A 22932-nucleotide genomic window follows, 5' to 3' on the forward strand; every position below is an offset into this window, starting at 1 on the left:
CGCGGTGAGTCTCGTCCCCCGAACACAGCGGCATCATTCAAACTTGTTTTGGAGTCCACATGAGCGCCGTTCTCAAGTCCACCGCCGACCAGGCCATCGCCGATATCTCCCTTGCCGCCTGGGGCCGCAAGGAAATCCGCATCGCGGAAACCGAAATGCCCGGCCTGATGGCCATCCGCGAAGAATTCGCCAAGAGCCAGCCCCTGAAGGGCGCACGCATCACCGGCTCACTGCACATGACGATCCAGACCGCAGTGCTGATCGAAACCCTGCAGGCGCTGGGCGCCACCGTGCGCTGGGCCTCGTGCAACATCTTCTCGACGCAAGACCATGCCGCCGCCGCCATCGCGGCCACCAACACGCCGGTGTTCGCGATCAAGGGCGAGTCGCTCGAAGATTACTGGGACTACACCCACCGCATCTTCGACTTCGGTCCCAAGGGCTCGGCCGGCGAAGGCCCGAACATGATTCTTGACGACGGCGGCGACGCCACGCTCTTGATGCACCTGGGCCAGAAGGCCGAGAAGGACCAGAGCGTGCTGGCCAACCCGACCAGCGACGAGGAGCGCATCCTCTACGCGGCGATCAAGGCCAAGCTGGCCGTCGACGCGACCTGGTACACGCGCAAGTCGGCCGAGATCATCGGCGTAACCGAAGAGACCACCACCGGCGTGCACCGCCTGAACGAGATGAGCGCCAAGGGCACGCTGCTGTTCCGCGCCATCAACGTGAACGACTCGGTGACCAAGAGCAAGTTCGACAACCTCTACGGCTGCCGCGAATCGCTGGTGGACGGCATCAAGCGCGCCACCGACGTGATGATCGCCGGCAAGGTCGCCTGCGTGGCCGGCTACGGCGACGTGGGCAAGGGCTCGGCCCAGGCCCTGCGCGCGCTGAGCGCCCAGGTTTGGGTGACCGAGATCGACCCGATCAACGCGCTGCAGGCCGCGATGGAAGGCTACAAGGTCGTCACCATGGAGTACGCCGCCGACAAGGCCGACATCTTCGTGACCACCACCGGCAACCGCGACGTGATCCGCCACGAGCACATGGCCGCGATGAAGGACCAGGCGATCGTCTGCAACATCGGCCACTTCGACAACGAGATCGCCGTCGCCTCGCTCGAGAAGTACGAGTGGGAAGAGATCAAGCCGCAGGTCGACCACATCACCTTCCCGGACGGCAAGAAGATCATTCTGCTGGCCAAGGGCCGCCTCGTGAACCTGGGCTGCGGCACGGGCCATCCGAGCTTCGTGATGTCCTCGTCCTTCGCCAACCAGACCATCGCCCAGATCGAGCTCTTCACCAAGCCCGATGCCTACCAGGCCGGCAAGGTCTACGTGCTGCCCAAGCACCTCGACGAGAAGGTGGCGCGCCTGCACCTGAAGAAGGTCGGCGCGATGCTGACCGAGCTGACCGACGAACAGGCCGCCTACATCGGCGTGAACAAGAACGGCCCTTACAAGCCGGACACCTACCGCTATTGAGCGGAGCGCGTGCGCGCCGATCAGTTGCTCGTCGAACGCGGCCTGGCCGCCTCGCGCTCGCAGGCCGTGCGGCTGATCGCGGGCGGCCTGCGCTGGCGCGACGGCACGACCTGGCGCGTGGTCGGCAAGAACCGCGACGAGGTGCCGGAGACGGCCGAACTCGAGCTCGTCGATGCGGCCGAGGCGCGCTACGTCTCGCGCGGCGGGCTCAAGCTCGAGGGCGCGCTCGCTGCGAGCGGCATCGACGTGCAGGGCAAGCGCTGCCTCGACGTCGGCCAGTCGACCGGCGGCTTCACCGACTGCCTGCTGCAGCGCGGCGCCGCGCATGTGGTGGGTGTGGACGTGGGCCATGGCCAGCTGCATGCACGGATACGCGAGGATGCGCGCGTGACCGCCGTCGAAGGCGTCAATGCGCGCACGCTCGACGCGTCCGCCTGGGCCGATGCTTCGCCCGACTACACGCATTTCGATCTGATCGTCGGCGATCTCTCGTTCATCTCGCTCACGCTGGTGCTGCCCGCGCTGATACCGCTTCTCACACCGGCCGGTGAACTTCTGATGCTGGTCAAGCCTCAATTCGAGTTGCAGCCGGGACAGGTCGGCAAGGGCGGCATCGTGCGCGATGCGGCGCTTTTTGCAGTGGTCGAACAGCGCCTGCGCACGGCGTGCGCGGAGCTCGGCCTGCGCGTTGCAGCGTGGTTCGACAGCCCGATCACTGGCGGCGACGGCAACCGCGAATTCTTCATCCATGCCGTTCGTGCGAACGGCGAACCAGGAGCCGGCCGTGCGCCTTCCGTTGAGCTTTGAATTCTTTCCGCCGAAGACGCCCGAAGGCGCGGCCAAGCTGCGCACCGTGCGCCAGCAGCTCTACGTGCGGCAGCCCGAGTTCTGCTCGGTGACCTACGGCGCCGGCGGCTCGACGCACGAGGGCACCTTCGGCACGGTGCGCGAGATCCTCGGCGAAGGTGTCGATGCCGCCTGCCATTTCTCCTGCATCGGCGCCACCCGCAGCACGGTGCGCGAGCAGCTGGCGGAGCTCAAGGCCATGGGCGTCAAGCGCCTGGTCGCGCTGCGCGGCGACCTGCCGAGCGGCTACGGCATGGGCGGCGAGTTCCACTATGCGAGCGATCTCGTCGCCTTCATCCGCGAAGAGACCGGCCGCGATTTCCATATCGAGGTCGCCTGCTATCCCGAAGTGCATCCGCAGGCACGCTCGCCCGAAGCGGACCTGCAGGCCTTCGCGGCCAAGATGCATGCGGGCGCTGACTCGGCGATCACGCAGTACTTCTTCAGCCCCGAGGCCTACTTCCGCTTCGTCGACGAGGCACGCAAGCTGGGGCTCGCGGCGCCGATCGTGCCAGGCATCATGCCGATCACGAGCTCGACCCAGCTGATGCGCTTCTCGGATGCCTGCGGCGCCGAGATCCCGCGCTGGATCCGGCTGCGGCTGCAGGGCTTCGGCGACGACATGGCCTCGATCAAGGCCTTCGGTCTCGACGTGGTGACCGAGCTCTGCGCGCGCCTCGCCAGCGGCGGCGCGCCGGCGATGCACTTCTACACGATGAACCAGTCGGTGGCGACGCTCGCGTTGCTGGAGCGGCTGGGCTGGGACGAATGAGGTCGCGCCGCCTCGCCGGACGGCTGGCGCTCGTCGCCGCCGCCGTCTGGCTGGCGGGTTGCACCACGCCGCGCTCGTCCTCGCCCGGCGAGGGCGCGCAGGGATTGCGGCCGCTGGCGCGGCAGCCCGCGCTGCCGCCCGGCGCGCCGCCGCGTTCGCAGGTGCCTTCGGCGCGCTATGACCTCGCGGGGCCGGGTGCCGACGAATTGCCGGACGACGGCGCACCGGGCGACGCGGGCCCGCGCGAAATCTTCGAGCGCGGCGGCGCTTCCTGGTACGGCATCCAGTTCCACCAGCGCAAGACCGCGAACGGCGAGCGCTTCGACATGACGGAGCTGACGGCCGCGCACAAGACGCTGCCCTTCAACACCCGCGTCTGCGTGCGCAGCCTGGTGAACGGGCGCGAGGTGCTGGTCCGCATCAACGACCGCGGGCCGTATGCCTCGGGCCGCATCATCGACCTGAGCCGTGCCGCGGCCGAATCGATCGGCATGCTGGGGATGGGCATCAAGCAGGTTGCGTTGTCGATCATGGACAAGAACGGCGCGCGCTGTGCCGGCGCGGTGGTCGAGGCGAATGGGGCAGCGGACGTGGCGCCGGCTGCCGAAGCGCCTGCCAAGAAGCCTCCTGCGGCCAGACGAAGCCGCGAAGTGCCGCCGCGCCAGCGGCGCTGAAGCGCGCCGCGGCGGCCGGCTCAGCCGCCACTCTCGAGCGAGGAGGCGGCGTGGCGATCCTGGCCGAGGCGCTGCGCCATCTGCGGCAGCGCGGGCTCGAGCAGCGCCTTCAGCGTGTAGGGCGGATTGATCAGGAACATGCCGCTCGCGGGCAGGCCCGGCCGGTGCGTGGCACCCGACGCGTCGGTGACGATCTTGCTCGACTTGACCGTCAGCGTCGCATGCAGCCAGGACTTGCCGGCCTTGGTGGCCAGCGTCTTGAGCCGGCGCGGCAGGTCGTGCGCCTCGGGCCGCGGAATGATCGGATACCACACGGCATAGGTGCCGGTCGCGAAGCGCTTGAGCGCCGCGGTCACGAAATCGAGCACGCGCGCATAGTCGCTCTTGATCTCGTAGCTCGGGTCGCACAGCACCAGCGCGCGGCGCGAGGGCGGCGGCAGGAACTTGGTCGCGCTGCCGAAACCGTCGTCGCGCAGCACCGCGATCTGGCGCCCGGCCTCGAGCTGCGCGATGTTGGCGTCGAGGGTGCGCGCATCGGTCGGGTGCAGCTCGAAGAGCTTGAGCTTGTCGTGCTCGCGCAGCAGGTGGTGCGTGATGAAGGGCGAGCCGGGGTAGATGCGCGCGCCGCCCTTGGGGTTGAAGTCGCGGACCACTTCGAGGTAGCGCGCGAGCGCATCGGGCAGCGGTGCCGCGGCCGCGTCTTTCGCCTCCGAAAGGAGGCGCAGCACGCCCTCGGCGGCCTCGCCGCTGGTGCCCGCGTAGTCGCCGTCGAGCCGGTAGAGGCCGGCACCTGCGTGCGTGTCGACCACCGTCAGGGCCGCCTCTTTTTCGAGCAGGTGGTCGAGCGTGGCAATCAGCACCGTGTGCTTGAGCACGTCGGCGTGGTTGCCGGCATGGAAGGCGTGGCGGTAGCTGAACATGAGAAATAGTGCCTGGAAGATGAACGGGGGAACGCTAGACTCACGCGCCGTAACATTGAATTACAAGAGGGGTCGAGGATGCGAGGAGCAAGCTGGCGATTCTGGGGCCTGTGCGTGGGCGCAGCCGTTCTGTCTATTTTGACGGGCTGCGCCTCGGTCACGCACGGCACCACGCAGACCGTGAAGATCGAGACGCTCACCCCGGGCGGACAGACGGTCGAAGGCGCGGAATGCAGGCTTTCCAACGACAAGGGGGAGGCCCTCGGGCTGTCCGGACAGAGCGTGCCCGTGCGGCGCTCGGGCGGCAATCTTTCGATCCACTGCACGCAGGCGGGACAGGCGCCAGCCGTCGGATCGGCCGTTTCACGCGTGAATGCGGGCATGGTGGGCAACGTCCTCATCGGCGGTGCAATCGGCGCCGCGATCGATGTGGGGACCGGCTCGGGTTTCAACTATCCGAGCTGGATGCAACTCGTCTTCGGCGAGGAGCGCACCTTCGACCGCAGCACGCAGCAGGGCGACCAGCCCGTGGCGGGGGTGACCGTGGGCACGACGACCCCGCTTGCCGCTGTCAAGCCCCCCGTGACCGGCACTGTGGTGGCAAAGAAGGATCCCGGCGGCAGCAGCGCCCAAGGCGCTCGCCCGGCGGCGCCCGAGCCGGCTGGTGCGGTTCCCGCATCCGCTGCACGGGTCTCGATGGACGACCTCAACGCCTTGCTGCCGGCCAAGCCATGACGATGGCAATGAAGAATTCGTTGCGCTGGACCTCGCTGCTCATCGCAGGCGGCTTGGCCACCGGCGGCGCGCAGGCGCTGGAACCCGACGCGCTGTTCGAAAAAGTCTCGCCCGGCGTCTGGACCGTGCGCACCTTCGATGCCCAGGAGCGCCCGCTGCGCGGCGGCAGCGCTGTGGTGGTCGCGCCCGGCCGCCTGGTCACCAATTGCCACGTACTGGCCAAGGCGAGCAGCTTCGTGATTCGGCAAGACAACGTCACCTACGGCGCGACGCTCGAATATCCGGACGTCGAGCGGGACTTGTGCCAGATCAAGGTGGCCAACTTCCGCGTGGCGCCGCTGCAGATCGCACCGGCCGGCGCGGCGCGCGTGGGACAGCGGGTGTATGCCATCGGCAGCCCGCGCGGCTTCGAGAACACCCTCGGCGAGGGGATCCTGTCGGGCCTGCGCGGCGGCGATGCTGCCGACGCCCGCTTGCTGCAGACCACAGCGCCGGTCTCTCCCGGCTCGAGCGGCGGTGGGTTGTTCGACAGCGAGGGGCGCCTGGTCGGCGTCACGACTTTCGGCGTGCGCGAAGCCGGCAGCCTCAACTTCGCGGTGCCGGCCGACTTCGTCGCGGAAATCCCCGCCCGGGCGCAGGCTGCGATGGCGCGCCGCGCCGAGGGCGGCGACGGCGCGATGGGCCCGCGCGGGTTGACCGATCCCCTTCGTCCCGGCAATGCGCTCGAATATGTACGCACGGACCGACTGACCGGAAACCGTGCTTCGGTCGTCTACCGGCTGGATCGCATCACGGGCGACGAACTGTTCTTCAACATGGGCGGCCGGATCGAGAAGGCGGACGGACGGGTTGTGACAGTCGCTTCTCCGGCCGGCGGGTACTTCGATTCGTCTTCGCCGCCGGGCGGATGGGGTCGCAAGGACATCAAGCCAGGCATGCGCTGGCACCTAGACTATGTCGCGACCACGGGCGAGAAGTGGCGGCACGAACTGGATGCCGTCGTCGTCGGCGAACGATCGATGCGCGTGGACGGAACGGAAGTCCGGGCCGTCCAGATCGCGTACACGGGATGGATCTATGCCTCGTACGGCACCGGCGCCTCCCTGGTCGGGACGCCGTTCGAGGCCACGGCCTGGTACGCCCGCGAGCTGGGCCGCGTCGTGCGCTTCGAGGCTCAGCATCGGCGCGGCAATTCGAGCAGCACGAGCGAATCGATCGAACTCGTTCGCGTGATTCGCTAGGGCGCCGGGGCCCCGGATTTGCCCGGCTGGCTCGATTCTTCGTATAATTGCAGGCTTCGCAGCGCTTTTGTGGCCCCGCGGCGAAGCTTCAAAACCCCACCTAAGAGATTCCCGCCAGAGGAACGCCGACCGTGGAAAAGGGCCCGCCAAACCTTCCTTTGCAGGAAAACTCATGACCAAAACGTTCAGCGCCAAGCCCGCTGACGTGACGCACGAGTGGTTTGTGATTGACGCGACCGACAAGGTCCTCGGACGAGTAGCCAGCGAAGTTGCTCTCCGTTTGCGCGGCAAACACAAGGCCATTTACACGCCTCACGTCGATACCGGTGACTTCATTGTCATCATCAACGCAGCCCAGCTGCGCGTCACCGGCGCCAAGCCGCTTGACAAGGTGTACTACCGCCACTCGGGCTACCCGGGCGGCATCACGGCCACCAACTTCCGCGACATGCAAGCCAAGCATCCGGGCCGCGCCCTGGAAAAGGCCGTCAAGGGCATGCTGCCCAAGGGCCCGCTCGGCTACGCAATGATCAAGAAACTCAAGGTGTACGGCGGCGCAGAGCACCCGCATACCGCCCAACAGCCCAAAGTGCTGGAACTGTAAGGAGCCTTGAGAATGATTGGTGAATGGAACAATGGCACCGGCCGTCGCAAATCGAGCGTCGCCCGCGTGTTTCTGAAAAAAGGCACCGGCAAGATCACGGTCAACGGCAAAGACATCCAGGATTTCTTTGGCCGCGAAACCTCGATCATGATCGCCAAGCAACCGCTCTTCTTGACCAACAACGTCGAAACCTTCGACATCATGGTCAACGTGGCGGGCGGCGGCGAATCGGGCCAGGCCGGCGCGACGCGCCACGGCATCACCCGTGCGCTGATCGACTACGACGCGACGCTCAAGCCGGTGTTGAGCCAGGCCGGCTTCGTGACGCGCGATGCGCGTGAAGTCGAGCGCAAGAAGGTCGGTCTGCATTCCGCACGCCGCCGCAAGCAGTTCTCGAAGCGCTGATCGCCTTTTGGGCTTATCGCTCGCACTGTCAAAGAGCCGCCTTCGGGCGGCTTTTTGCTGATTGCAGTAGCATCACTCTCATTGGCCGCACGTTCGGCCTCCACAGGAGTTCTCCCACATGAGTGCCGTTGCCGAAAACATCCAGACCCAGATGCCCGAGCCGATCATCTTCACGGACAGTGCGGCCGCCAAGGTGGCTGACCTGATCGCAGAAGAGGGCAACCCCGACCTCAAGCTGCGCGTGTTCGTGCAGGGCGGCGGCTGCTCCGGCTTCCAGTACGGTTTCACCTTCGATGAAATCACCAACGAGGACGACACGACCATGACCAAGAACGGCGTGTCGCTCCTGATCGACGCCATGAGCTACCAGTACCTGGTCGGTGCCGAGATCGACTACAAGGAAGATCTGCAGGGCGCCCAGTTCGTGATCAAGAACCCGAACGCCACCAGCACCTGCGGCTGCGGATCGAGCTTCTCGGCCTGATGCAGTAACCCTCCGCCAAAGAGCCGCCTTCGGGCGGCTTTTTGCTGCCCGAGGTTTTCCAGGCCTTCAGGCCGGGTAGATGGCGCCGAGCACGCGTGCGCCGCGGGCGCCGGTCACGCTGGCGAGGTTGCCCGATTCGCCGCGCATCGTGCTGCGCGCCAGCCAGGCAAAGGCCGCAGCCTCGACCTGCTGGGGCGGCAGGCCGCGGTCGGCCGAGGAGACCACCTTCACGGTGGGCAGCAGCGCCTGCAGGCGGGCCAGGAGGTGGTGATTGAGCGCGCCCCCACCGCAGACGATCAGCAGCTCGCTGCCGGCGCCATGGCGCTGCAGATCCGCGGCGCAGACCGTAGCGGTCAGCTCGGCCAGGGTCGCCTGCACGTCGGCCGGCACGGCCGCCGAGGTGCCCAGATGCGAGGCCAGCCAGGTCGGGTTGAACAGGTCCCGCCCGGTACTCTTGGGCGGCGCCTTGGCGAAGTAGGCGTCGGACCGAAGACGCGAGAGCAGGTCGGGCAGCACCCGGCCGCTGGCAGCCCACTGGCCGGCATGATCGAAGGGCTGGCCGTTGTGGCTCTGGCACCAGTGGTCGAGCAGCGCGTTGCCCGGCCCGCAATCGAAGCCGAGCACCGTGCCGCTGCCGGCCGGCAGCAGGCTCAGATTGGAGATTCCGCCGATGTTCAGCACGGCGACGGCCTGGTCGTCGCGCGCGAACAGCGCCCGATGAAAAGCGGGCACCAGCGGCGCGCCCTGGCCACCGGCTGCGAGGTCGCGGCTGCGGAAATCGGCCACCACCCGGATGCCCGTGAGCTCCGCGATCAGCGAGGGATTGTTGATCTGCAACGTGTAGCCGACGTCGTCGAACTCGCCCGGCCGGTGGCGCACCGTCTGGCCGTGCGCACCGATGGCCGTCACGGCCTCGGCGGTGGTGCCGGTATCGGCCAGCAGCTGCTGCACCACGCTCGCGTAAATCCTTGCGAGCTCATTGCCGGCCAGTGCGGCTCGGTGCAATTCGTTGTCGCCGCCCAGCGCATTGAGCGCCTCCAGCTCGGCGCGCAGAGAAACGGGAAAGCTGGCGGTGGCGTGTGCCCGCACTGCGATGCGTCCTTCCGAAAAGTCGGCCAGGACGCCGTCGACACCGTCGAGCGAAGTGCCGGACATCAGGCCGATGAAGAGCTCTTCAGCCATCGCCGGGAGCGAAAAACGCCTAGTCTGCGCTGGCCTGGACGACCGAGAAGGCGGCAGCCAGTTCCGTGCGCGTAGCGCCGGCAAGGCGCTCGAAGGCCGGCCGCGCCGCCGCGCTGATCGGCACGCCGCCATCCTGCTGGGCGATGGTGGCCGGATCCTGGTATTCGCCATTCACCCGGAACTCGAAGTGCAGGTGCGGACCGGTGGCCCAGCCGGTGGAGCCGACCGCGCCAACGGTCTGGCCCTGGCTCAGGCTCTGGCCGACCTTGACGTCGATGCGGCTCAGATGCGCATAGGCCGTCTGCTGGTGGTTGCGGTGATTCACGATCACGATGTTGCCGTAGCCGCTCTGCGTGCCTGCGAATTCCACCGTGCCGTCGCCCACGCTGCGCACGGTCGTCCCGGTGGGCGCGGCATAGTCGATGCCGTTGTGCTGGCGCCAGCTGTTGAGGATGGGGTGCATGCGCATCGCGAAGCCGCTCGACACGCGAGAGAACTCGACCGGCGAGTTCAGGTACGCGCGACGCAGGCTCTCGCCGTTGGGACGGTAGTAACCGCCCTTTTGCCCGGGCTCCTGGAACCACAATGCCTGGTGCAGCTTGCCGTTGCTCTCGAACTCGGCCGACAGCACACGGCCGCTGCGCAGCGTCTGCCCGTCGGCATCGAAGGTTTCGTAGACGACGGCAAAGCGGTCGCCCTTGCGCAGCGAGCGGAAATCGACGTCGCCCGAGAAGATGTCGGCCAGCTGGCTCGCCACGGAATCGGGGATGCGTGCATCGTCGGTGGCCGCAAAGAGCGAGCTGCGAACGATGCCGCTGGCCAGCCGGCTGCCTGGGGTCAGGGCGTCGGTTTCGGTGCGCACGCGGTAGCCGGCGCCGATCTTTTCGACCACCAGGCGCTTGAAGCCGCCGTCGCCGTCGGGAATCCAGCGGGCGCTGAGTTTTTGCAAGGTGTTTTCTTGCGTGGCCTCGGCGGTCACGGTGCGGCCGACGCGGCTGAACAGGGCCATGCGAGCCTCGGCATTGCCGCGCACGAAGGCGGCTGCTGCGGCGTCGTCGATGCCCAGTCGGCGCAGCAGCGCTTCGGCCGTGTCGCTCGAACGGGTGATTTCGGTACGGAACAGCGTGAAACCGTGGGTATCGAGCGCTTCCACCTGGTCGGCGAAGGAGCGTGGGGTGACGGCTTCGAACACTTGCTTGACGGGTAGCTCGGACGCATCGGGGCCGAGCGAGGCAACGGCGAAGGCACCGCCGCCGGCGGACAGCAGCAGCGCGGCGATGGCCGCCGTGATCTGCCTCGGGTACGTCCGGAATGTATAGGCCACGCGGGAAGCAAGCGCCTCCTCGGCGGCAAGAATGCCGTTGATCAAACTTCGAATTCCAGCTCAGGTTCAGCAAATCCGCGCTGCAAAGACCGTGTCGGACGGGCGGCAGGACGGTGCGGAAAAAAAAGCGCCGCTTAGAATCCGGCGCTTGAAAAGTCGGGCTGAGTATAGCTTCGGCCATAGTCAAATCAGCCAAAAAGCGCCATGAACCCCGATTTTGTTACAACCGCAAGCCTGTCCGATGGTGTAGGACGCGCCCTTGAAGTTTCACTTCGTGGGGTCGACGAATTGCTGCCCCAGGATGAGTGGGTGAAGAAGCTCCAGCGCGCCGAGGCGACCGGCAAGCCGTTGCGGATCAAGCTGGGCCTGGACCCGACGGCGCCCGACATCCATATTGGCCACACGGTGGTGCTCAACAAGATGCGCCAGCTGCAGGACCTCGGCCACACCGTGATCTTCCTGATCGGCGACTTCACCACCACCATCGGCGACCCCTCCGGCCGCAACAGCACCCGGCCGCCGCTCACGCGCGAGCAGATCGAGGCCAACGCCCAGACCTACTACCGGCAGGCCAGCCTGGTGCTGGACCCCTCGAAGACCGAAATTCGTTACAACTCCGAGTGGAGCGACCCGCTGGGTGCGCGCGGGATGATCCAGCTGGCGGCCAAGTACACCGTGGCGCGGATGATGGAGCGCGACGACTTCAGCAAGCGCTTCAAGGCCGGCCAGTCGATCTCGGTGCATGAGTTCCTCTATCCGCTGATGCAGGGCTACGACTCGGTGGCGCTCAAGTCCGACCTCGAACTGGGCGGCACCGACCAGAAGTTCAATCTACTGGTCGGCAGACATCTCCAACAAGAATACGGCCAAGAGCCGCAGTGCATACTCACTATGCCGCTGCTGGAGGGGCTCGATGGCGTCGAGAAGATGTCGAAGAGCAAGAACAACTACATCGGCATCAGCGAGGACGCCAACACCATGTTCGCCAAGGTGCTGTCGATCTCGGACACGCTGATGTGGCGCTGGTACACCTTGCTGAGCTTCCGCTCGCTGGCCGAGATCGCGGCGCTCAAGGCCGAGGTCGAGGGCGGCCGCAATCCGAAGGATGCCAAGGTCGCGCTCGCCAAGGAGATCACGGCGCGCTTCCACAGCCAGGCGGCGGCCGAGGCGGCCGAGCAGGATTTCATCAACCGCAGCAAGGGCGGCGTGCCGGACGAGATTCCGGAGGTGGCGCTCTCGGGCGCGCCGCTGGGCATCGCCCAGGTGCTCAAGCAGGCGGGGCTGGCGGCCTCGACCTCCGAAGGCAACCGGCTCATCGATGGCGGCGGCGTGCGGGTCGATTCGAGCGTGGTGAGCGACAAAGGGCTCAAGCTGGCGGCGGGCAGCTATGTCGTGCAGGTCGGCAAGCGCAAATTCGCGCGCGTCAGCTTGAGCTGAGCCGGAGCCTGTTCTTCAGCGCACTGGGGACCTGAAATACGCCGTTTAGTGCGGGACCGGGGGTGGCAGCAGCTCGAAGAGCAACTTGTGTTCGGCTTGCACCCGGGCCGGATCGGCCTGATCGACCACCGGCGCGCCACGCGTGGCGGTCGTGGCGCGCTGATAAGGTTTCGAGAGCGTCTCTTCGAAGTCATTGTTGCTGCGCACGACCAGGGCCGACGAGCTGCCGTCGGCTTGCGGCAACAACACAACCCGCGTGGACGAGGACGAGGGTGATGTGCTGGAGCAGGCCGCCAGCAGCGTAGCCGACAGGACGGCAACGACAAGCCCGGAGAAAAGGCGAGACGTGTTCACTGCTGCGCGTCCGCCTGCACGATGAAGTCCGTGCCGCGGATGCCGATGGTGGCGGTCTGCGTCTCGATCCGCACGGCGTCGGGCTGGGTCTTGCCGATCAGGCCGGTCACCATGCGCAGCGATCCGCGGAGCAGCGAAACCAGCAAGCCGCCGTCGCGCGTGGCCGGATCGAAATGGAACTGCTTGAGGTCGAGCCGCGATGAGGGCCCCACCACCATCGTCGTGCCGTCGCGCAGCACCAGGCTGGCGGCCGAGTCGGCCTCGGTGACGATGCGGTCGATCGGTGCGATAGCGTCGCCGGCGTGCGCCGGACGCGCGGTGCCGTCGGTGTTGAGAAGCTGAACGCTGCCGCGCACCGACTTCAGGATGCCGGCATGCTCCGCGGCCGGCGCCTGGGCCAGAGCGCCGGCGCTGGCGAGCAGAAGCAGACCGCACAAGCTCATGGCCAAGCGTTTCTTCATGAGCACTCCTGTCCGGGTTTCTTGTTCCTGCACATGGTAAGCGAGGGCGAGCACCGCGGCCGTGCCACGATAATTCGCCACCTTTCTGCGGCGATGTCTCGTTTTCCCTTGTCCACCACCGACCGTTCTTCGTCTCCGGCCGCGTTGAGCCCGCAGTTGCTGCTGCGCGCCTCGATCGCCGTCGCGCTGATCACGATCGTGCTCAAGGGTGCGGCCGGCTGGCTGACGAACTCCATGGGCCTGATCTCGGACGCCATGGAGTCCTTCGTGAACCTGGCCAGCGCGATGTTCGCGCTCGCGATGGTCACGATCGCCGCGCGGCCGGCCGACGAAGACCATCCCTATGGCCATCACAAGGCCGAATATTTCTCGTCGGGCTTCGAAGGCATCCTGATCATCGGCGCGGCCATCGCCATCCTCTGGGCGGCGGTGCTGCGGCTGCTCTCGCCCGAGCCGCTGGACAAGCTGGGCTGGGGCCTGGCGCTGTCGATCCTCAGTTCGGGCTTCAATGCCGCATTGGCTTTCGCGCTGTTTCGCGCGGCGCGCGTGCACCGCTCCATCGCACTGGAGGCCGATGGGAGGCACCTGCTGGCCGATGTCTGGACCTCGGCCGCGGTCGTGATCGGCATCGCCGCGGTCGGCCTCACGGGCTGGCTCTGGCTCGATCCGCTGCTCGCGATCGGCGTGGCGCTGAACATCGCGCGCGAAGGGGTGAAACTGGTGTGGCGTTCGTCGCAGGGGCTGATGGACGAGGCGCTCGACCCCGCGTCGCAGGCGCTGCTGCACGCCACGCTGGAAAGCTTTGCCGCCAGCGTGCCCGAGGGCGCGCAGCTTCGCTTCGACGACATCGCGACGCGCCGTGCCGGCCAGCGCCGCTTTGCCGACCTGCACATGCACGTGCCCGGCGACTGGTCGCTCGAGCGCGCAGCGGCCTTGCGCGATGCGCTCGAGCAGGCGCTGATGGACGCGGTGCCCGGCCTGCGCGTGACCATCCAGCTGCTGCCGCTGGGCATGGAAGCGCGCGCCACGCAGATCGAGGACGACGCATGAAGGCGCTGCTCCAGCGCGTGGCCGAAGCGCGCGTCGACATCGGCGGCCGCACCGTCGGCGCCATCGATGCCGGCCTGCTCGTGCTGCTCTGCGCGGAGCGCGGCGACGGCGATGCCTTGGCCGATCGCCTGCTCGCGAAGATCCTGAAGCTGCGCATCTTCTCGGACGAGGCCGGCAAGATGAACCGCAGCGTGCAGGACATCGGCGGCGGCCTGCTGGTGGTGAGCCAGTTCACGCTGGCGGCCGATGTGAGCGGCGGCAACCGCCCGAGCTTCACGCAGGCGGCGCCGCCCGACGAGGGGCGCCGGCTCTACGAGTACTTCGTGGCTCGGGCGCGCGACGCGCATCCGGTGGTGGCCACCGGCGAGTTCGGCGCCGACATGCAGGTGCGGCTGGTGAACGACGGGCCGGTCACGATTCCGCTGCAGATATCGCCGTGAGCTTCAGTAGGGGTTCTTGATGCCGAGCCGCGCGAGGATCTCGATCTCTCGCGCCTCCATCGCCTCGGCGTCGGCCTCGCCAGTCTCGTGGTCCCAGCCCTGCGCATGCAGCGTGCCGTGCACCAGCAGGTGCGCATAGTGCGCGGCCAGTGTCTTGCGCTGTTCCTTCGCTTCACGCGCAACCACCGGCGCGCAGAGCACCAGGTCCGCCATCACGACCGGGCTTTGCGCATAGTCGAAGGTCAGCACGTTGGTCGCGTAGTCCTTGCCGCGGAATTCGCGGTTGAGCTGCTGGCCTTCCTCGGCATCGACGATGCGCACGGTGATCTCGCCGTCGGCATCGAGCGCATGGCGGATCCAGCGCGCGACCTGGTGGCGCGGCAGCGCGGCGCGGTGGCGCGCCGCGTCGCGAAAGCGCGCGAACTGCAGCGACAGCGACAAGGCGGCGAGCGCCATCTCAGCGGCTCGCAGCGCGCTTGCGCGCACCGTCGTAGGCATCGACGATCCGCGCCACCAGCGGATGCCGCACCACGTCGGCGCTGGTGAAGTGCGTGATGGCGATGCCGTTGACGCGCCTGAGCACGCGTTCGGCATCGATCAGGCCACTCAGTTGCTCCTTGGGCAGGTCGATCTGGCTCACGTCACCGGTCACCACCGCCTTGGCGCCGAAGCCGATGCGCGTCAGGAACATCTTCATCTGCTCGGGCGTGGTGTTCTGCGCCTCGTCGAGGATCACGAAGGCATTGTTGAGCGTGCGGCCGCGCATGAAGGCAAGCGGCGCGATCTCCAGCGTGTTGCGCTCGAAGGCCTTCTGCACGCGATCGAAACCCATCAGGTCGTAGAGCGCGTCGTACAAGGGCCGCAGGTAGGGGTCGACCTTCTGCGTGAGGTCGCCGGGCAAAAAGCCGAGCCGTTCGCCGGCCTCCACCGCCGGCCGCGTGAGCACGATGCGCTGCACCGCGCTGCGCTCCAGCGCATCGACCGCGCAAGCCACGGCGAGGTAGGTCTTGCCGGTGCCGGCGGGGCCGATGCCGATCGTGATGTCGTGGTTGGCGATGTTGTCGAGGTAGACGCTCTGGTTGGGCGTGCGCGCACGCAGGTCGGCGCGGCGCGTGGCCAGCGTCACCGCGCCGTCGTCGGCCTCGGTCATCGAGCTGTCGCCCGCCACCGTGAGCTGCACCACCGCCGCATCGATCGGGCGCTGGGCGATCTCGTAGAGCGCCTGCAGCACGTCCATCGCGCGCTGTGCGTTGAGCTTGGGCCCCTCGATCTTGAACTGCTCGTGCCGGTGCGCGATCTTGACATTGAGCGCCTCCTCGATACGCCGCAGGTGCGCGTCGAGCGGCCCGCAGAGGTGCCCCAGGCGCGTGTTGTTGGGCGGGGCGAAGGTGTGTCGCAGAATCACGCGGATTTCATTTCAAAGCGAGAAGGGCACCCATGATAGGCAAACTCACCGGCATCCTGGCCGAACGCAATCCGCCGCAGGTGGTGGTGGACTGCAACGGCGTCGGCTACGAGGTCGACGTGCCGATGAGCACCTTCTACAACCTGCCTTCCACCGGCGAACGCGTTTCGCTGCTCACGCATTTCGTGGTGCGCGAGGATGCGCAGGTGCTCTACGGCTTCGGCAGCGCCGACGAGCGCGCCACTTTTCGCCAGCTCATCAAGATCTCGGGTGTCGGACCGCGCATGGCGCTGGGCGTGCTGTCCGGCCTCAGCGTCGCCGAGCTCGCGCAGGCCATCACCCTGCAGGACGCGGGGCGGCTGGTGAAGATTCCCGGCATCGGCAAGAAGACCGCCGAGCGGCTCTTGCTCGAACTCAAGGGCAAGCTGGGCGCCGACATCGGCGCGCCTGCGCATGCGGCGAGGACCGATGCGCAGGCCGACATCCTGCAAGCGCTGGTCGCGCTGGGCTACAGCGACAAGGAGGCCGCCGCCTCGCTCAAGGCCTTGCCGAAGGATGTGGCGGTGGGCGAAGGAATCAAGCTGGCGCTGAAGGCGCTGGCGAAGTAGCGTTCAGGCGTGGATCTTCTCGTGGCGCGCCAGCATCGCCACGAACTGCGCGAGTCGGCGTTCGCGCGTCTCTGCTTTCTTGGCAGTCTGTAGGCGCCACAGAATTGCATAGCGGTTGGCGGCATCCAGCGTCTCGAAGAAGGCGGCCGCGTGGCGATCGGCGTCGAGCGCGGCCTTCAGATCGGGCGGGATGGCGGACGTGCGTGCGCCGTCGTAGGCCGCTTCCCAGCGACCGTCCTTCTTCGCCCGATCGATCTGCGCCTTGCCGGCCGGCCGCATGCGCTTCTCCTTCACCAGCGTCATGGCCTTGTCGCGATTGATCTTCGACCAGACGCTCCTGGCCGACCTCGGCGTGAAGCGCTGCAGCCAGAAGCTGTCGTCATCGGCCTTCTTCCGGCCATCGATCCAACCCTGGCAAAGCGCTTCCTCGACCGCTTCGGCATAGCTCACCGAGCGCTCGCTGCTGTCCTTCTTCGCGAGGCGCAGCCACACGCCCGCCGATGTGGCGTGATGGGTGGCGAGCCACTTCTTCCATTGCGCCGCAGTCTCGAAAAATAGTGACGCCTCTTCGGATGCCGTCATGGAACCCACCAGTAGCGCAGTGCGTGGAAGTAGATCGGCGCCGCGAAGATCACCGAGTCGAGCCGGTCGAGCATGCCGCCGTGCCCTTCGATCATCGTGCCCCAGTCCTTCACGCCGCGGTCGCGCTTGATGGCCGACATCACCAGGCCGCCGAAGAAGCCCATCACGCAGATGGTCAGCGCCATCAGCGCCGCCTGCCAGGCATTGAAGGGCGTGGCCCAGTAGAGCGCGGCGCCGAGCGCGGTGGCGCTGGCCACGCCGCCGATCAGGCCTTCCCAGGTTTTCGAGGGCGAGAGCTCAGGCGCCACCTTGCGCCGGCCGAAAAGCTTGCCCCAGACGTACTGCAGAACGTCGCTGCCCTGCACCACGATCACGAGGAAGGCGATCAACAGCAGGTTGCGGCCTTCGAAGCCGGGGATCTGCAAGGTCAGCAGCGCCGGCACGTGGCTGATGCAGAACACGCAGACCATCAGCCCCCACTGCACCTTGGACGTGCGCTCGAGGAAGCGCTTGGTGTCGCCGCCGACCGCGGCGAGGATCGGCAGCACCAGGAAGGCGTAGACCGGGATGAAGATCGAGTAGAGCCCGTACCACTCGATCCAGATCAGGAAGTACTGCACCGGCAGCGCGACGAAGAAGGCGAGCGCGATCGCATGGTGGTCGCCGCGCCGCGTATAGGCCAGGCTCATGAATTCGCGCAGCGCGTAGAACGAGATCAGGTAGAACAGCAGGATCACGCCGCCCTTGCCGAACGCGAAAGCGATGCCGATCACCGCGACCATCACCCACCATGCGTTGACGCGCGAGTTCAGGTTGTCGATCACCGAATGGGGCTGGCCCTGCGCCACGCGCCACTTGAGCAGCGCGCCGATGGCCGAGGCGAGGATCAGCACGCCGGCGACGCCGCCGAAGAGCGTGAGCGTGGTCCCGGTGGAGGCAGAGATGTTCATGATGGCGAGATCTCTTCCGCGCGGTCGTACTCGGGCCGCAGATCGAGCATTGCCGCGCGCGCCCGCGCGATGAACGCGTTCTTGTCTTCGTCTTCGGCCAGGCTGATCGGCGTGCCGTAGCGCACGCTACAGGCGAGCGGAATCGGCACCAGCGTGCCCTTGGGCAGCACGCGCTTGAGGTTTTCGATCCAAACCGGCACCAGCCGCACCTGAGGACAGGCGCGGGCCAGGTGGTAGAGCCCGCTCTTGAGCGGCAGCAGCACCTCCTCGCCGATGTTGCGCGTGCCTTCGGGAAACATGATCAGCGAGTCGCCCGAGCGCAGCGCCTCAGTCATCTGGTCGACCGGGTTGGCCGCTTCGCTGCCGGCGGCGCTGCCGTCGCGGCGGATCATCAGTGCGTTGAACACGTCGCGGCCGATGAAGCGGCGCAGCGGCGAGGCGTCCCAGTAATCCTGCCCGGCCACCGGCCGTGTGAGCGCGCGCAGGTCCGGCGGCAGCGTGGCCCACAGCAGCACGAAGTCGCCATGGCTGGTGTGGTTGGCGAAGTAGAGCGTCTGCTCGGCCTTCGGGCTGGTGCCGGCCCAGATGGCGCGCACGCCGGTCAGGAGCTTGGCGAAGACGACGATCAGCCAGGCCGAGACGACGGCCGCCGCCTTGCGCAGCCCGCCCGATTCGGAAGAACTCATGACAACTCCTCGGGATTCATGCGTGGCCTCAGCGCCAGTCCTGCATCGCGAGCGCCATCGCGAAGACGATGGTCTGCGCGATGACCGCGATGCCGTGGCGCTGCACCAGTTGGCGAGTGCCGAGCACGCGATCGGTCAGCGGGCGCGAGCCGTCGCCACCGCGCCGCAGGCCGAGCTGTTCGAGCGCGCGGTCCATCGAGGGCAGCGACGCGATCGTCGCTGTCGCGAGCCCGTCGAACAGGGTTGCGTCGAACCGCAGGCGCAGCGCGAGGTAGCGCTCCGGCAGTCCGATCAACGCGACGGCCGCGTAGGCGATCCAGGCGGCCGAGCCCAGCGAGCGCCCCGTCAGAGCCAGCACCAGACCAGAGATGAAGGAAAGGGCAAGGCCCCAAAAGGCGAGCGCGTCGCTGGCGCGCAGCAATCCGGCCGTGGCCGTGCACAGTGCGCGGTCGTTGTCGTCATTCATCGCGTGTCTTTCCCGAGGTGGCCAGTTGATCGAGCGCGGCGAGCCAGGCCGGGCGCAGCACGATCTGCGGGCGCGCGCGGCGCACCGCATCGTGCGCGAGCGCCATGGTGCCGGCGGCGCCGTGAACGCCGAGCCAGCCGATCACCGAGGCCGCGCTGCGCGAGAAGCCGAGCGCGCAGCAGACCCACACCGCCTGACCGCTGCGGCGCTGGCCCTCGATGACGGCGACGGCGCGTTGCAGCCGCAGTGCCGTCGGTACCGTGAGATCGAGCATCGGCACGCAGCGCGCGCCGGGCACCGGCAGCGTCTGCAGTTCGGCACAGAGGCTCAGAAGCCGCGGCCGTCCCGCGGCCTCCCACTCGGCGCGTGTCGGCAGGCGGCCGAGGCGCAGGCCCGGCGCCACTTCGACCGAGGCAGGCAGCCGCCGTGTCCAGAGCCACGCGTTGACGACGGCGCCCAGGCGGTAGGGCGCGAACAGCCAGCGCGCGGCCCAGTGCATGCGGCCGTGGTGGTCCATCTGGAAGCCGCGCGCGTCCAGGCCTGCGTAGTTCAGCGCCACCAGCGCGAGCGACAAGGCCGGCCACATCAGCCAGAGCGCGGCACCGCGCAGGCCGAGCGCCGCGGCGAAGAAGAGCAGCGCACCCGCGGCATAGAAGCCGGCCAGCTTCCAGCGTTGCGGGCCGCGCGCGAGCCGCCAGGCGCGCGGCATCGCCAGCACGCGTTCGAGGGGCCAGAGCCAGACGCAGACCAGGCCCAGCAGCGCACCGGTCGGAATGTCGATGAAGTGGTGCTGCCAGGTGGTGAGCACCGAGGCGCAGATCGCAAAGGCCCAGACATGCAGCAGCGCGCGTGCCCAGCGCGCATGGATCAGGCGCCGGTACCAGTCCCACAGGATCACCGCCAGCGCGATGTGCAAGGAGGGCGCCTGGTTGAAGGGCTGGTCGAAGCCGCGCAGCGCGTCGAACAGGAAGGCCGGCGCGCCCTCGACCGCCGGCTGGCCGAAGCTGAAGCGCAGCGGCCAGAGGATGAAGCAGCTGACCGCAAGAACCTGCGCTGTCAGCAGCCGCGCTGCATGTCGATCCAGCGTATGGCGGTCGCTCGCGAGAAAGAGCGACAGCGCATAGAAGGCATTGATGGTCCAGTACGGAAAGATGGTCCAGGGCCAGAAGGGCACGCCCCGCTCCCACTCGAACACCAGCACCGGCACATGCGCGCGTGTTGCGGCCCACCAGTTGGCGAAGCCGTAGGTGGCATAGAACAGCGGACCGAGCAGCGCCAGCCAGGCGGCGGCGCGCTTCCAGGGCCGTGGTCCGCGCGAGGGTTTCATGGACCGGTGCGTACGGCCAGCGAGACCGTGAAGATGCCCCATTCGTCGATGCGCTGGTCGATCTTGCGAAAGCCTGCCGCTTCGACCAGCTGGTCCATCTCGGCCTGCGTGCGGCGTCGCATGACCCAAGCATCGCCCTGGCGGTGGCTGGTGAGGGCGCGCGCGATCATCTCCAGTTGGGGGTGCCATGGCTGGCCTGTGTAGACCAGGTAGCCGCCGTCTTCCACCGCGTCGCCGACGCCGGCCAGCGAGCGGCTCACCATCTCGTTGTCGGGGAAGAGTTCGTAGAGGCCCGAGACCACCGCCAGCGTGGGCCGCGGCACCACGCTCGCGAGACTCAGGCGGTCGAAGGCATCGGCCTGGACGAACTGCGCGACATCTTCCAGGCCCTTCTCGGCGATCAGCGCGCGGCCGTCGTGCACGTTGATGTCGCTGTAGTCGCGCAAGAGGATCGAGCCGGCCTTGACCGGACTGGCCTGCACCGCGTCGAGCACGTAGCGGCCGTGGCCGGCGGCAATGTCCATCAGGCGCACTTCGCGGTGCTGCTCGGCCAGTCGTTCCATCGCTTCGCGGAGCAGCTCTTCGACATGGACCTTGCGCTGCCGGATGCCGCGCCAGCCGATGGAATTCAAGTAGGTTCTGTCGATGGAGCGACCGATCGGCCCGGCGCCTCGGGGCTCGTTGAGGTAGACATAGTCGAGCGTGCTGCCCGAATCGAAACCCGTCTCGTGCCCCAGCTTCACGCCGCGCGACAGCAGGCCGCCGAAGCGCAGGCTTCCACGGGTGATCGCCCAGTAGGCTCCGCGCGGCGACAGGGCGGGCAGCGGCTCGGCGAGCGCGCGCGATTCATCGGCGGTCTCGCCGCTCAGGTGGGCCGAGCGCAGGTCGACGGGTTGCGGCGCCTCGTCAAACAGGCGCAGGATGAATTCGCGGATCGCCTGCACCGCGGGCGCGCGGTCTTTCTCGCCCAGCGTGTCGTGGAAGAAGCCGGGCAATTCCAACTTGGTCTTGATCGCGCTACCGAGCCGATCGAAGAACAGGTGCTGCGGCTTGTGATGCACCACCCAGTCGGCGCCGGAGATCAGCAGATGCACGGGCAGCGTGATCGCATTGGCATCCGCCACCACGCGATCGGCCGCCTCGTAAAGGCCCAGCAGGATGTTGACCGCGATCGGCCGCGAGATCAGCGGATCGCTTTCGTAGCTCGCGATGCGTTCGGGGTCGTGCGTGAGGAACTTCGCCTTCACGTAGCTGTTGACGAAGAACAGCCCGCGCAGCTTGTGCATGAGCCCGAGGCCGGCCCGCGCGAGGGGGACGTAAAGCTTGACCTTGAAGGCCGGCGAAGCCAGCGTGAGCCCGCGCACCCGGGGCGCATAGTCGTGCGCCCAGGTCGCGACCAGCACCGCGCCCACGCTCTGCGCGATCACGTGGATGTCCTCGGGCGGCACGCCATGCGCGCTGGCGATGTGCTGGACGAAGGTCTGCACGTCGCGCACCGAGGTCGCGAAGCTCGGGCTGTAGCCGCGCTGGCCCGGGGACTTGCCGTGGCCGCGCGCATCCCAGGCGAAGAAATCGAAGTCGGGCAGATCGAGCTCGTCGACCAAATGCGCCATGCGTGCGCCGTGCTCGTGGCCGCGGTGGAACAGCACGATGGCGCCGCGCCGCGCGCTGCCCGTCGCCGGCCAGTGCCGATAGAACAGCGACACGTCGTCGTGGGTGCTGAAGTGGTGTTCGTGTGGCACGCGGGCGTCGGTCATTCGGATTTCTCGTCTCAGGTGCGGGTTGCGGCGCCGGCTTCGGCCAGCGCGCGGCGGATGCGGTTGACGATGGTCCAGGCCACCAGCACCGCGACGATCGGCATGAGCCATGCACTCCATACCGGCAGCGGGCCGCCGAGCGCGATGTAGAGGCCGAGCGCACCGAACACGAAGGCCCGGTCGCTCTTGCCGAGCGGACCGTCGTAGCGGCGCGAGGCGCCCACCGTCGGGCCCAGCGCGCCGGTGAACTCGCTCAAGCCCGCCAGCACGATCACGACGCCGACCCAGAAGGGGCTGAACGGTGCGACCAGCGCGAAGGGCAGGTAGAGCGCCGCATCGGAGAGCACGTCGGTCAGCTCGTTGAGAAAGGCGCCGAGCGCGCTCTGCTGGTTGTGCTCGCGCGCCAGCATGCCGTCGATCGCGTTGAAGGCCATGCGCAGGAACATCCAGAGCGGGATCAGCGCGAAAGAGGCCGGAGAGGGCGCGGCGAAGAAGAGCCAGAGGCCGAGCGCGACCGAGATCGCGCAGGCCGCCACGGTGACCTGGTTGGCCGTGACGCCCATGGCGTGCAGGCGCACGACCAGCGGCCGCAGCAGGGCCTGGAATCGCGGCTTCAGTTCGTAGATCGACACGCTTCTCGTACCCTCCTCGGTCGCGCATTCTGCACGAGGCATCCGTCTCGGAGGCCCCGGTGCTGCACTCGGATGGCCGTTCGGCCGACTAAACTGTTCCTTC

The 22932-nt window shown here is 67.6% G+C and carries 27 protein-coding genes; 13 read left to right on the plus strand and 14 right to left on the minus strand.

Translation table 11 applies throughout. The annotated features are described in order from the left end of the window. The first annotated feature begins 59 nt into the window (after positions 1-59). Genes ahcY through ACSQ86_RS04795 form a run of 4 tightly spaced genes read left to right on the plus strand, consistent with a single transcriptional unit; the run spans position 60 to position 3779 of the window. Complete coding sequence (ahcY, locus tag ACSQ86_RS04780) at positions 60-1487, plus strand: adenosylhomocysteinase (protein WP_093109511.1); 1428 nt, start codon at positions 60-62, stop codon at positions 1485-1487. A gap of 9 nt (positions 1488-1496) precedes the next feature. Continuing rightward, complete coding sequence (locus ACSQ86_RS04785) at positions 1497-2294, plus strand: TlyA family RNA methyltransferase (RefSeq protein WP_436302862.1); 798 nt, start codon at positions 1497-1499, stop codon at positions 2292-2294. After that, on the plus strand, positions 2272-3105 hold the full coding sequence (gene metF, locus ACSQ86_RS04790; RefSeq protein ID WP_093109604.1) for a methylenetetrahydrofolate reductase [NAD(P)H]: 834 nt from the start codon (positions 2272-2274) through the stop codon (positions 3103-3105). Before ACSQ86_RS04785 ends, metF begins: the two co-directional genes overlap by 23 nt. Continuing rightward, positions 3102-3779 (plus strand): septal ring lytic transglycosylase RlpA family protein, encoded by a 678-nt coding sequence (locus ACSQ86_RS04795; RefSeq protein ID WP_436302863.1) that lies wholly within the window; start codon positions 3102-3104, stop codon positions 3777-3779. The genes metF and ACSQ86_RS04795 overlap by 4 nt, the downstream gene beginning before the upstream one ends. A 20-nt stretch (positions 3780-3799) precedes the next feature. On the opposite strand, the gene ACSQ86_RS04800 is transcribed toward ACSQ86_RS04795, so the two are convergent. Further along, positions 3800-4699, minus strand: a complete 900-nt coding sequence (locus ACSQ86_RS04800; RefSeq protein ID WP_436293781.1) for a 23S rRNA (adenine(2030)-N(6))-methyltransferase RlmJ — start codon at positions 4697-4699, stop codon at positions 3800-3802. Between the two features lie 114 nt (positions 4700-4813). Between ACSQ86_RS04800 and ACSQ86_RS04805 the strand changes: the two genes are divergently transcribed. The 5 genes from ACSQ86_RS04805 to erpA all read left to right on the plus strand — a co-directional run bounded on the left by ACSQ86_RS04805 (position 4814) and on the right by erpA (position 8168). Next, on the plus strand, positions 4814-5434 hold the full coding sequence (locus ACSQ86_RS04805; RefSeq protein WP_436308550.1) for a hypothetical protein: 621 nt from the start codon (positions 4814-4816) through the stop codon (positions 5432-5434). 8 nt (positions 5435-5442) lie between these two features. After that, positions 5443-6675, plus strand: a complete 1233-nt coding sequence (locus tag ACSQ86_RS04810; RefSeq protein ID WP_436308551.1) for a S1C family serine protease — start codon at positions 5443-5445, stop codon at positions 6673-6675. 172 nt (positions 6676-6847) lie between these two features. Beyond that, positions 6848-7279, plus strand: coding sequence for a 50S ribosomal protein L13 (rplM, locus tag ACSQ86_RS04815; protein WP_028249522.1), 432 nt, complete (start codon positions 6848-6850; stop codon positions 7277-7279). Between the two features lie 12 nt (positions 7280-7291). Beyond that, positions 7292-7684 carry a 30S ribosomal protein S9 gene (gene rpsI / locus ACSQ86_RS04820; protein WP_093109516.1) on the plus strand — a complete coding sequence of 131 codons (393 nt, stop codon included), beginning with the start codon at positions 7292-7294 and terminating at the stop codon, positions 7682-7684. Positions 7685-7802: 118 nt separating this feature from the next. Then, positions 7803-8168 (plus strand): iron-sulfur cluster insertion protein ErpA, encoded by a 366-nt coding sequence (gene erpA, locus ACSQ86_RS04825; RefSeq protein WP_019656358.1) that lies wholly within the window; start codon positions 7803-7805, stop codon positions 8166-8168. A gap of 66 nt (positions 8169-8234) precedes the next feature. Here the strand turns inward: erpA and ACSQ86_RS04830 are convergent, their stop codons facing one another. Both ACSQ86_RS04830 and ACSQ86_RS04835 read right to left on the minus strand, forming a co-directional pair. After that, positions 8235-9350: an anhydro-N-acetylmuramic acid kinase gene (locus tag ACSQ86_RS04830; protein ID WP_436302867.1), complete on the minus strand. Its 1116-nt coding sequence runs from the start codon at positions 9348-9350 to the stop codon at positions 8235-8237. A 19-nt stretch (positions 9351-9369) separates the two neighbouring features. Then, positions 9370-10719, minus strand: a complete 1350-nt coding sequence (locus ACSQ86_RS04835) for a peptidoglycan DD-metalloendopeptidase family protein (RefSeq protein ID WP_436302868.1) — start codon at positions 10717-10719, stop codon at positions 9370-9372. 159 nt (positions 10720-10878) lie between these two features. Here ACSQ86_RS04835 and tyrS point away from each other — a divergent pair, with 159 nt between their 5' ends. Then, positions 10879-12111 (plus strand): tyrosine--tRNA ligase, encoded by a 1233-nt coding sequence (gene tyrS / locus ACSQ86_RS04840; protein ID WP_436302869.1) that lies wholly within the window; start codon positions 10879-10881, stop codon positions 12109-12111. 45 nt (positions 12112-12156) lie between these two features. On the opposite strand, the gene ACSQ86_RS04845 is transcribed toward tyrS, so the two are convergent. Together ACSQ86_RS04845 and ACSQ86_RS04850 are read right to left on the minus strand one after the other, a co-directional pair. Then, positions 12157-12465 carry a hypothetical protein gene (locus ACSQ86_RS04845; protein WP_212733689.1) on the minus strand — a complete coding sequence of 103 codons (309 nt, stop codon included), beginning with the start codon at positions 12463-12465 and terminating at the stop codon, positions 12157-12159. Further along, positions 12462-12926: a FecR family protein gene (locus ACSQ86_RS04850; RefSeq protein WP_436293776.1), complete on the minus strand. Its 465-nt coding sequence runs from the start codon at positions 12924-12926 to the stop codon at positions 12462-12464. Before ACSQ86_RS04850 ends, ACSQ86_RS04845 begins: the two co-directional genes overlap by 4 nt. 93 nt (positions 12927-13019) lie before the next feature. Here ACSQ86_RS04850 and ACSQ86_RS04855 point away from each other — a divergent pair, with 93 nt between their 5' ends. Together ACSQ86_RS04855 and dtd are read left to right on the plus strand one after the other, a co-directional pair. Beyond that, entirely contained in the window at positions 13020-13976 is a 957-nt protein-coding gene (locus ACSQ86_RS04855; protein WP_093109521.1) for a cation diffusion facilitator family transporter, read from the plus strand. Further along, a complete protein-coding gene (gene dtd, locus ACSQ86_RS04860; RefSeq protein ID WP_093109522.1) occupies positions 13973-14416 on the plus strand; it encodes a D-aminoacyl-tRNA deacylase in 444 nt (147 codons plus the stop codon). Before ACSQ86_RS04855 ends, dtd begins: the two co-directional genes overlap by 4 nt. Before the next feature lie 3 nt (positions 14417-14419). Here dtd and ybeY read toward each other — a convergent pair whose 3' ends face one another. Together ybeY and ACSQ86_RS04870 are read right to left on the minus strand one after the other, a co-directional pair. Next, a complete protein-coding gene (gene ybeY, locus ACSQ86_RS04865) occupies positions 14420-14872 on the minus strand; it encodes an rRNA maturation RNase YbeY (protein WP_093109523.1) in 453 nt (150 codons plus the stop codon). A gap of 1 nt (position 14873) precedes the next feature. Then, positions 14874-15821 carry a PhoH family protein gene (locus ACSQ86_RS04870; protein ID WP_436302870.1) on the minus strand — a complete coding sequence of 316 codons (948 nt, stop codon included), beginning with the start codon at positions 15819-15821 and terminating at the stop codon, positions 14874-14876. A gap of 32 nt (positions 15822-15853) precedes the next feature. Between ACSQ86_RS04870 and ruvA the strand changes: the two genes are divergently transcribed. After that, positions 15854-16429: a Holliday junction branch migration protein RuvA gene (gene ruvA / locus ACSQ86_RS04875; protein ID WP_436302871.1), complete on the plus strand. Its 576-nt coding sequence runs from the start codon at positions 15854-15856 to the stop codon at positions 16427-16429. Positions 16430-16432: 3 nt separating this feature from the next. On the opposite strand, the gene ACSQ86_RS04880 is transcribed toward ruvA, so the two are convergent. From ACSQ86_RS04880 to ACSQ86_RS04910, 7 genes are read right to left on the minus strand one after another with little or no spacing between them, the layout of a single operon-like run. Next, positions 16433-17011: a YdeI/OmpD-associated family protein gene (locus ACSQ86_RS04880; RefSeq protein ID WP_093109526.1), complete on the minus strand. Its 579-nt coding sequence runs from the start codon at positions 17009-17011 to the stop codon at positions 16433-16435. After that, entirely contained in the window at positions 17008-17961 is a 954-nt protein-coding gene (locus tag ACSQ86_RS04885) for a phosphatidate cytidylyltransferase (RefSeq protein WP_436302872.1), read from the minus strand. Before ACSQ86_RS04885 ends, ACSQ86_RS04880 begins: the two co-directional genes overlap by 4 nt. Continuing rightward, positions 17958-18647, minus strand: coding sequence for a lysophospholipid acyltransferase family protein (locus ACSQ86_RS04890; protein ID WP_436302873.1), 690 nt, complete (start codon positions 18645-18647; stop codon positions 17958-17960). Before ACSQ86_RS04890 ends, ACSQ86_RS04885 begins: the two co-directional genes overlap by 4 nt. 28 nt (positions 18648-18675) lie before the next feature. Next, entirely contained in the window at positions 18676-19113 is a 438-nt protein-coding gene (locus tag ACSQ86_RS04895; RefSeq protein ID WP_093109529.1) for a hypothetical protein, read from the minus strand. Further along, on the minus strand, positions 19106-20440 hold the full coding sequence (locus ACSQ86_RS04900; protein ID WP_436293772.1) for a phosphatase PAP2/dual specificity phosphatase family protein: 1335 nt from the start codon (positions 20438-20440) through the stop codon (positions 19106-19108). The genes ACSQ86_RS04895 and ACSQ86_RS04900 overlap by 8 nt, the downstream gene beginning before the upstream one ends. Then, positions 20437-22197 (minus strand): bifunctional alpha/beta hydrolase/class I SAM-dependent methyltransferase, encoded by a 1761-nt coding sequence (locus tag ACSQ86_RS04905; protein ID WP_436302874.1) that lies wholly within the window; start codon positions 22195-22197, stop codon positions 20437-20439. Before ACSQ86_RS04905 ends, ACSQ86_RS04900 begins: the two co-directional genes overlap by 4 nt. A gap of 14 nt (positions 22198-22211) precedes the next feature. Beyond that, positions 22212-22829, minus strand: a complete 618-nt coding sequence (locus ACSQ86_RS04910; protein ID WP_436302875.1) for a CDP-alcohol phosphatidyltransferase family protein — start codon at positions 22827-22829, stop codon at positions 22212-22214. Positions 22830-22932: the final 103 nt, after the last annotated feature.

Source organism: Variovorax sp. LjRoot130, assembly GCF_964253755.1.
GTDB lineage: Bacteria > Pseudomonadota > Gammaproteobacteria > Burkholderiales > Burkholderiaceae_C > Variovorax.

Coding starts and splice junctions, on each gene's coding strand:
- erpA (WP_019656358.1), top strand. CDS start 7,803: ATGAGTGCCGTTGCCGAAAACATCCAGACCCAGATGCCCGAGCCGATC.
- ACSQ86_RS04810 (WP_436308551.1), top strand. CDS start 5,443: ATGAAGAATTCGTTGCGCTGGACCTCGCTGCTCATCGCAGGCGGCTTG.
- ACSQ86_RS04900 (WP_436293772.1), bottom strand. CDS start 20,440: ATGAAACCCTCGCGCGGACCACGGCCCTGGAAGCGCGCCGCCGCCTGG.
- ACSQ86_RS04905 (WP_436302874.1), bottom strand. CDS start 22,197: ATGACCGACGCCCGCGTGCCACACGAACACCACTTCAGCACCCACGAC.
- ACSQ86_RS04850 (WP_436293776.1), bottom strand. CDS start 12,926: ATGAAGAAACGCTTGGCCATGAGCTTGTGCGGTCTGCTTCTGCTCGCC.
- ahcY (WP_093109511.1), top strand. CDS start 60: ATGAGCGCCGTTCTCAAGTCCACCGCCGACCAGGCCATCGCCGATATC.
- ACSQ86_RS04895 (WP_093109529.1), bottom strand. CDS start 19,113: ATGAATGACGACAACGACCGCGCACTGTGCACGGCCACGGCCGGATTG.
- ruvA (WP_436302871.1), top strand. CDS start 15,854: ATGATAGGCAAACTCACCGGCATCCTGGCCGAACGCAATCCGCCGCAG.
- rplM (WP_028249522.1), top strand. CDS start 6,848: ATGACCAAAACGTTCAGCGCCAAGCCCGCTGACGTGACGCACGAGTGG.
- dtd (WP_093109522.1), top strand. CDS start 13,973: ATGAAGGCGCTGCTCCAGCGCGTGGCCGAAGCGCGCGTCGACATCGGC.
- ACSQ86_RS04890 (WP_436302873.1), bottom strand. CDS start 18,647: ATGAGTTCTTCCGAATCGGGCGGGCTGCGCAAGGCGGCGGCCGTCGTC.
- ACSQ86_RS04830 (WP_436302867.1), bottom strand. CDS start 9,350: ATGGCTGAAGAGCTCTTCATCGGCCTGATGTCCGGCACTTCGCTCGAC.
- ACSQ86_RS04880 (WP_093109526.1), bottom strand. CDS start 17,011: ATGACGGCATCCGAAGAGGCGTCACTATTTTTCGAGACTGCGGCGCAA.
- tyrS (WP_436302869.1), top strand. CDS start 10,879: ATGAACCCCGATTTTGTTACAACCGCAAGCCTGTCCGATGGTGTAGGA.
- ybeY (WP_093109523.1), bottom strand. CDS start 14,872: ATGGCGCTCGCCGCCTTGTCGCTGTCGCTGCAGTTCGCGCGCTTTCGC.
- rpsI (WP_093109516.1), top strand. CDS start 7,292: ATGATTGGTGAATGGAACAATGGCACCGGCCGTCGCAAATCGAGCGTC.
- ACSQ86_RS04795 (WP_436302863.1), top strand. CDS start 3,102: ATGAGGTCGCGCCGCCTCGCCGGACGGCTGGCGCTCGTCGCCGCCGCC.
- ACSQ86_RS04885 (WP_436302872.1), bottom strand. CDS start 17,961: ATGAACATCTCTGCCTCCACCGGGACCACGCTCACGCTCTTCGGCGGC.
- ACSQ86_RS04800 (WP_436293781.1), bottom strand. CDS start 4,699: ATGTTCAGCTACCGCCACGCCTTCCATGCCGGCAACCACGCCGACGTG.
- ACSQ86_RS04855 (WP_093109521.1), top strand. CDS start 13,020: ATGTCTCGTTTTCCCTTGTCCACCACCGACCGTTCTTCGTCTCCGGCC.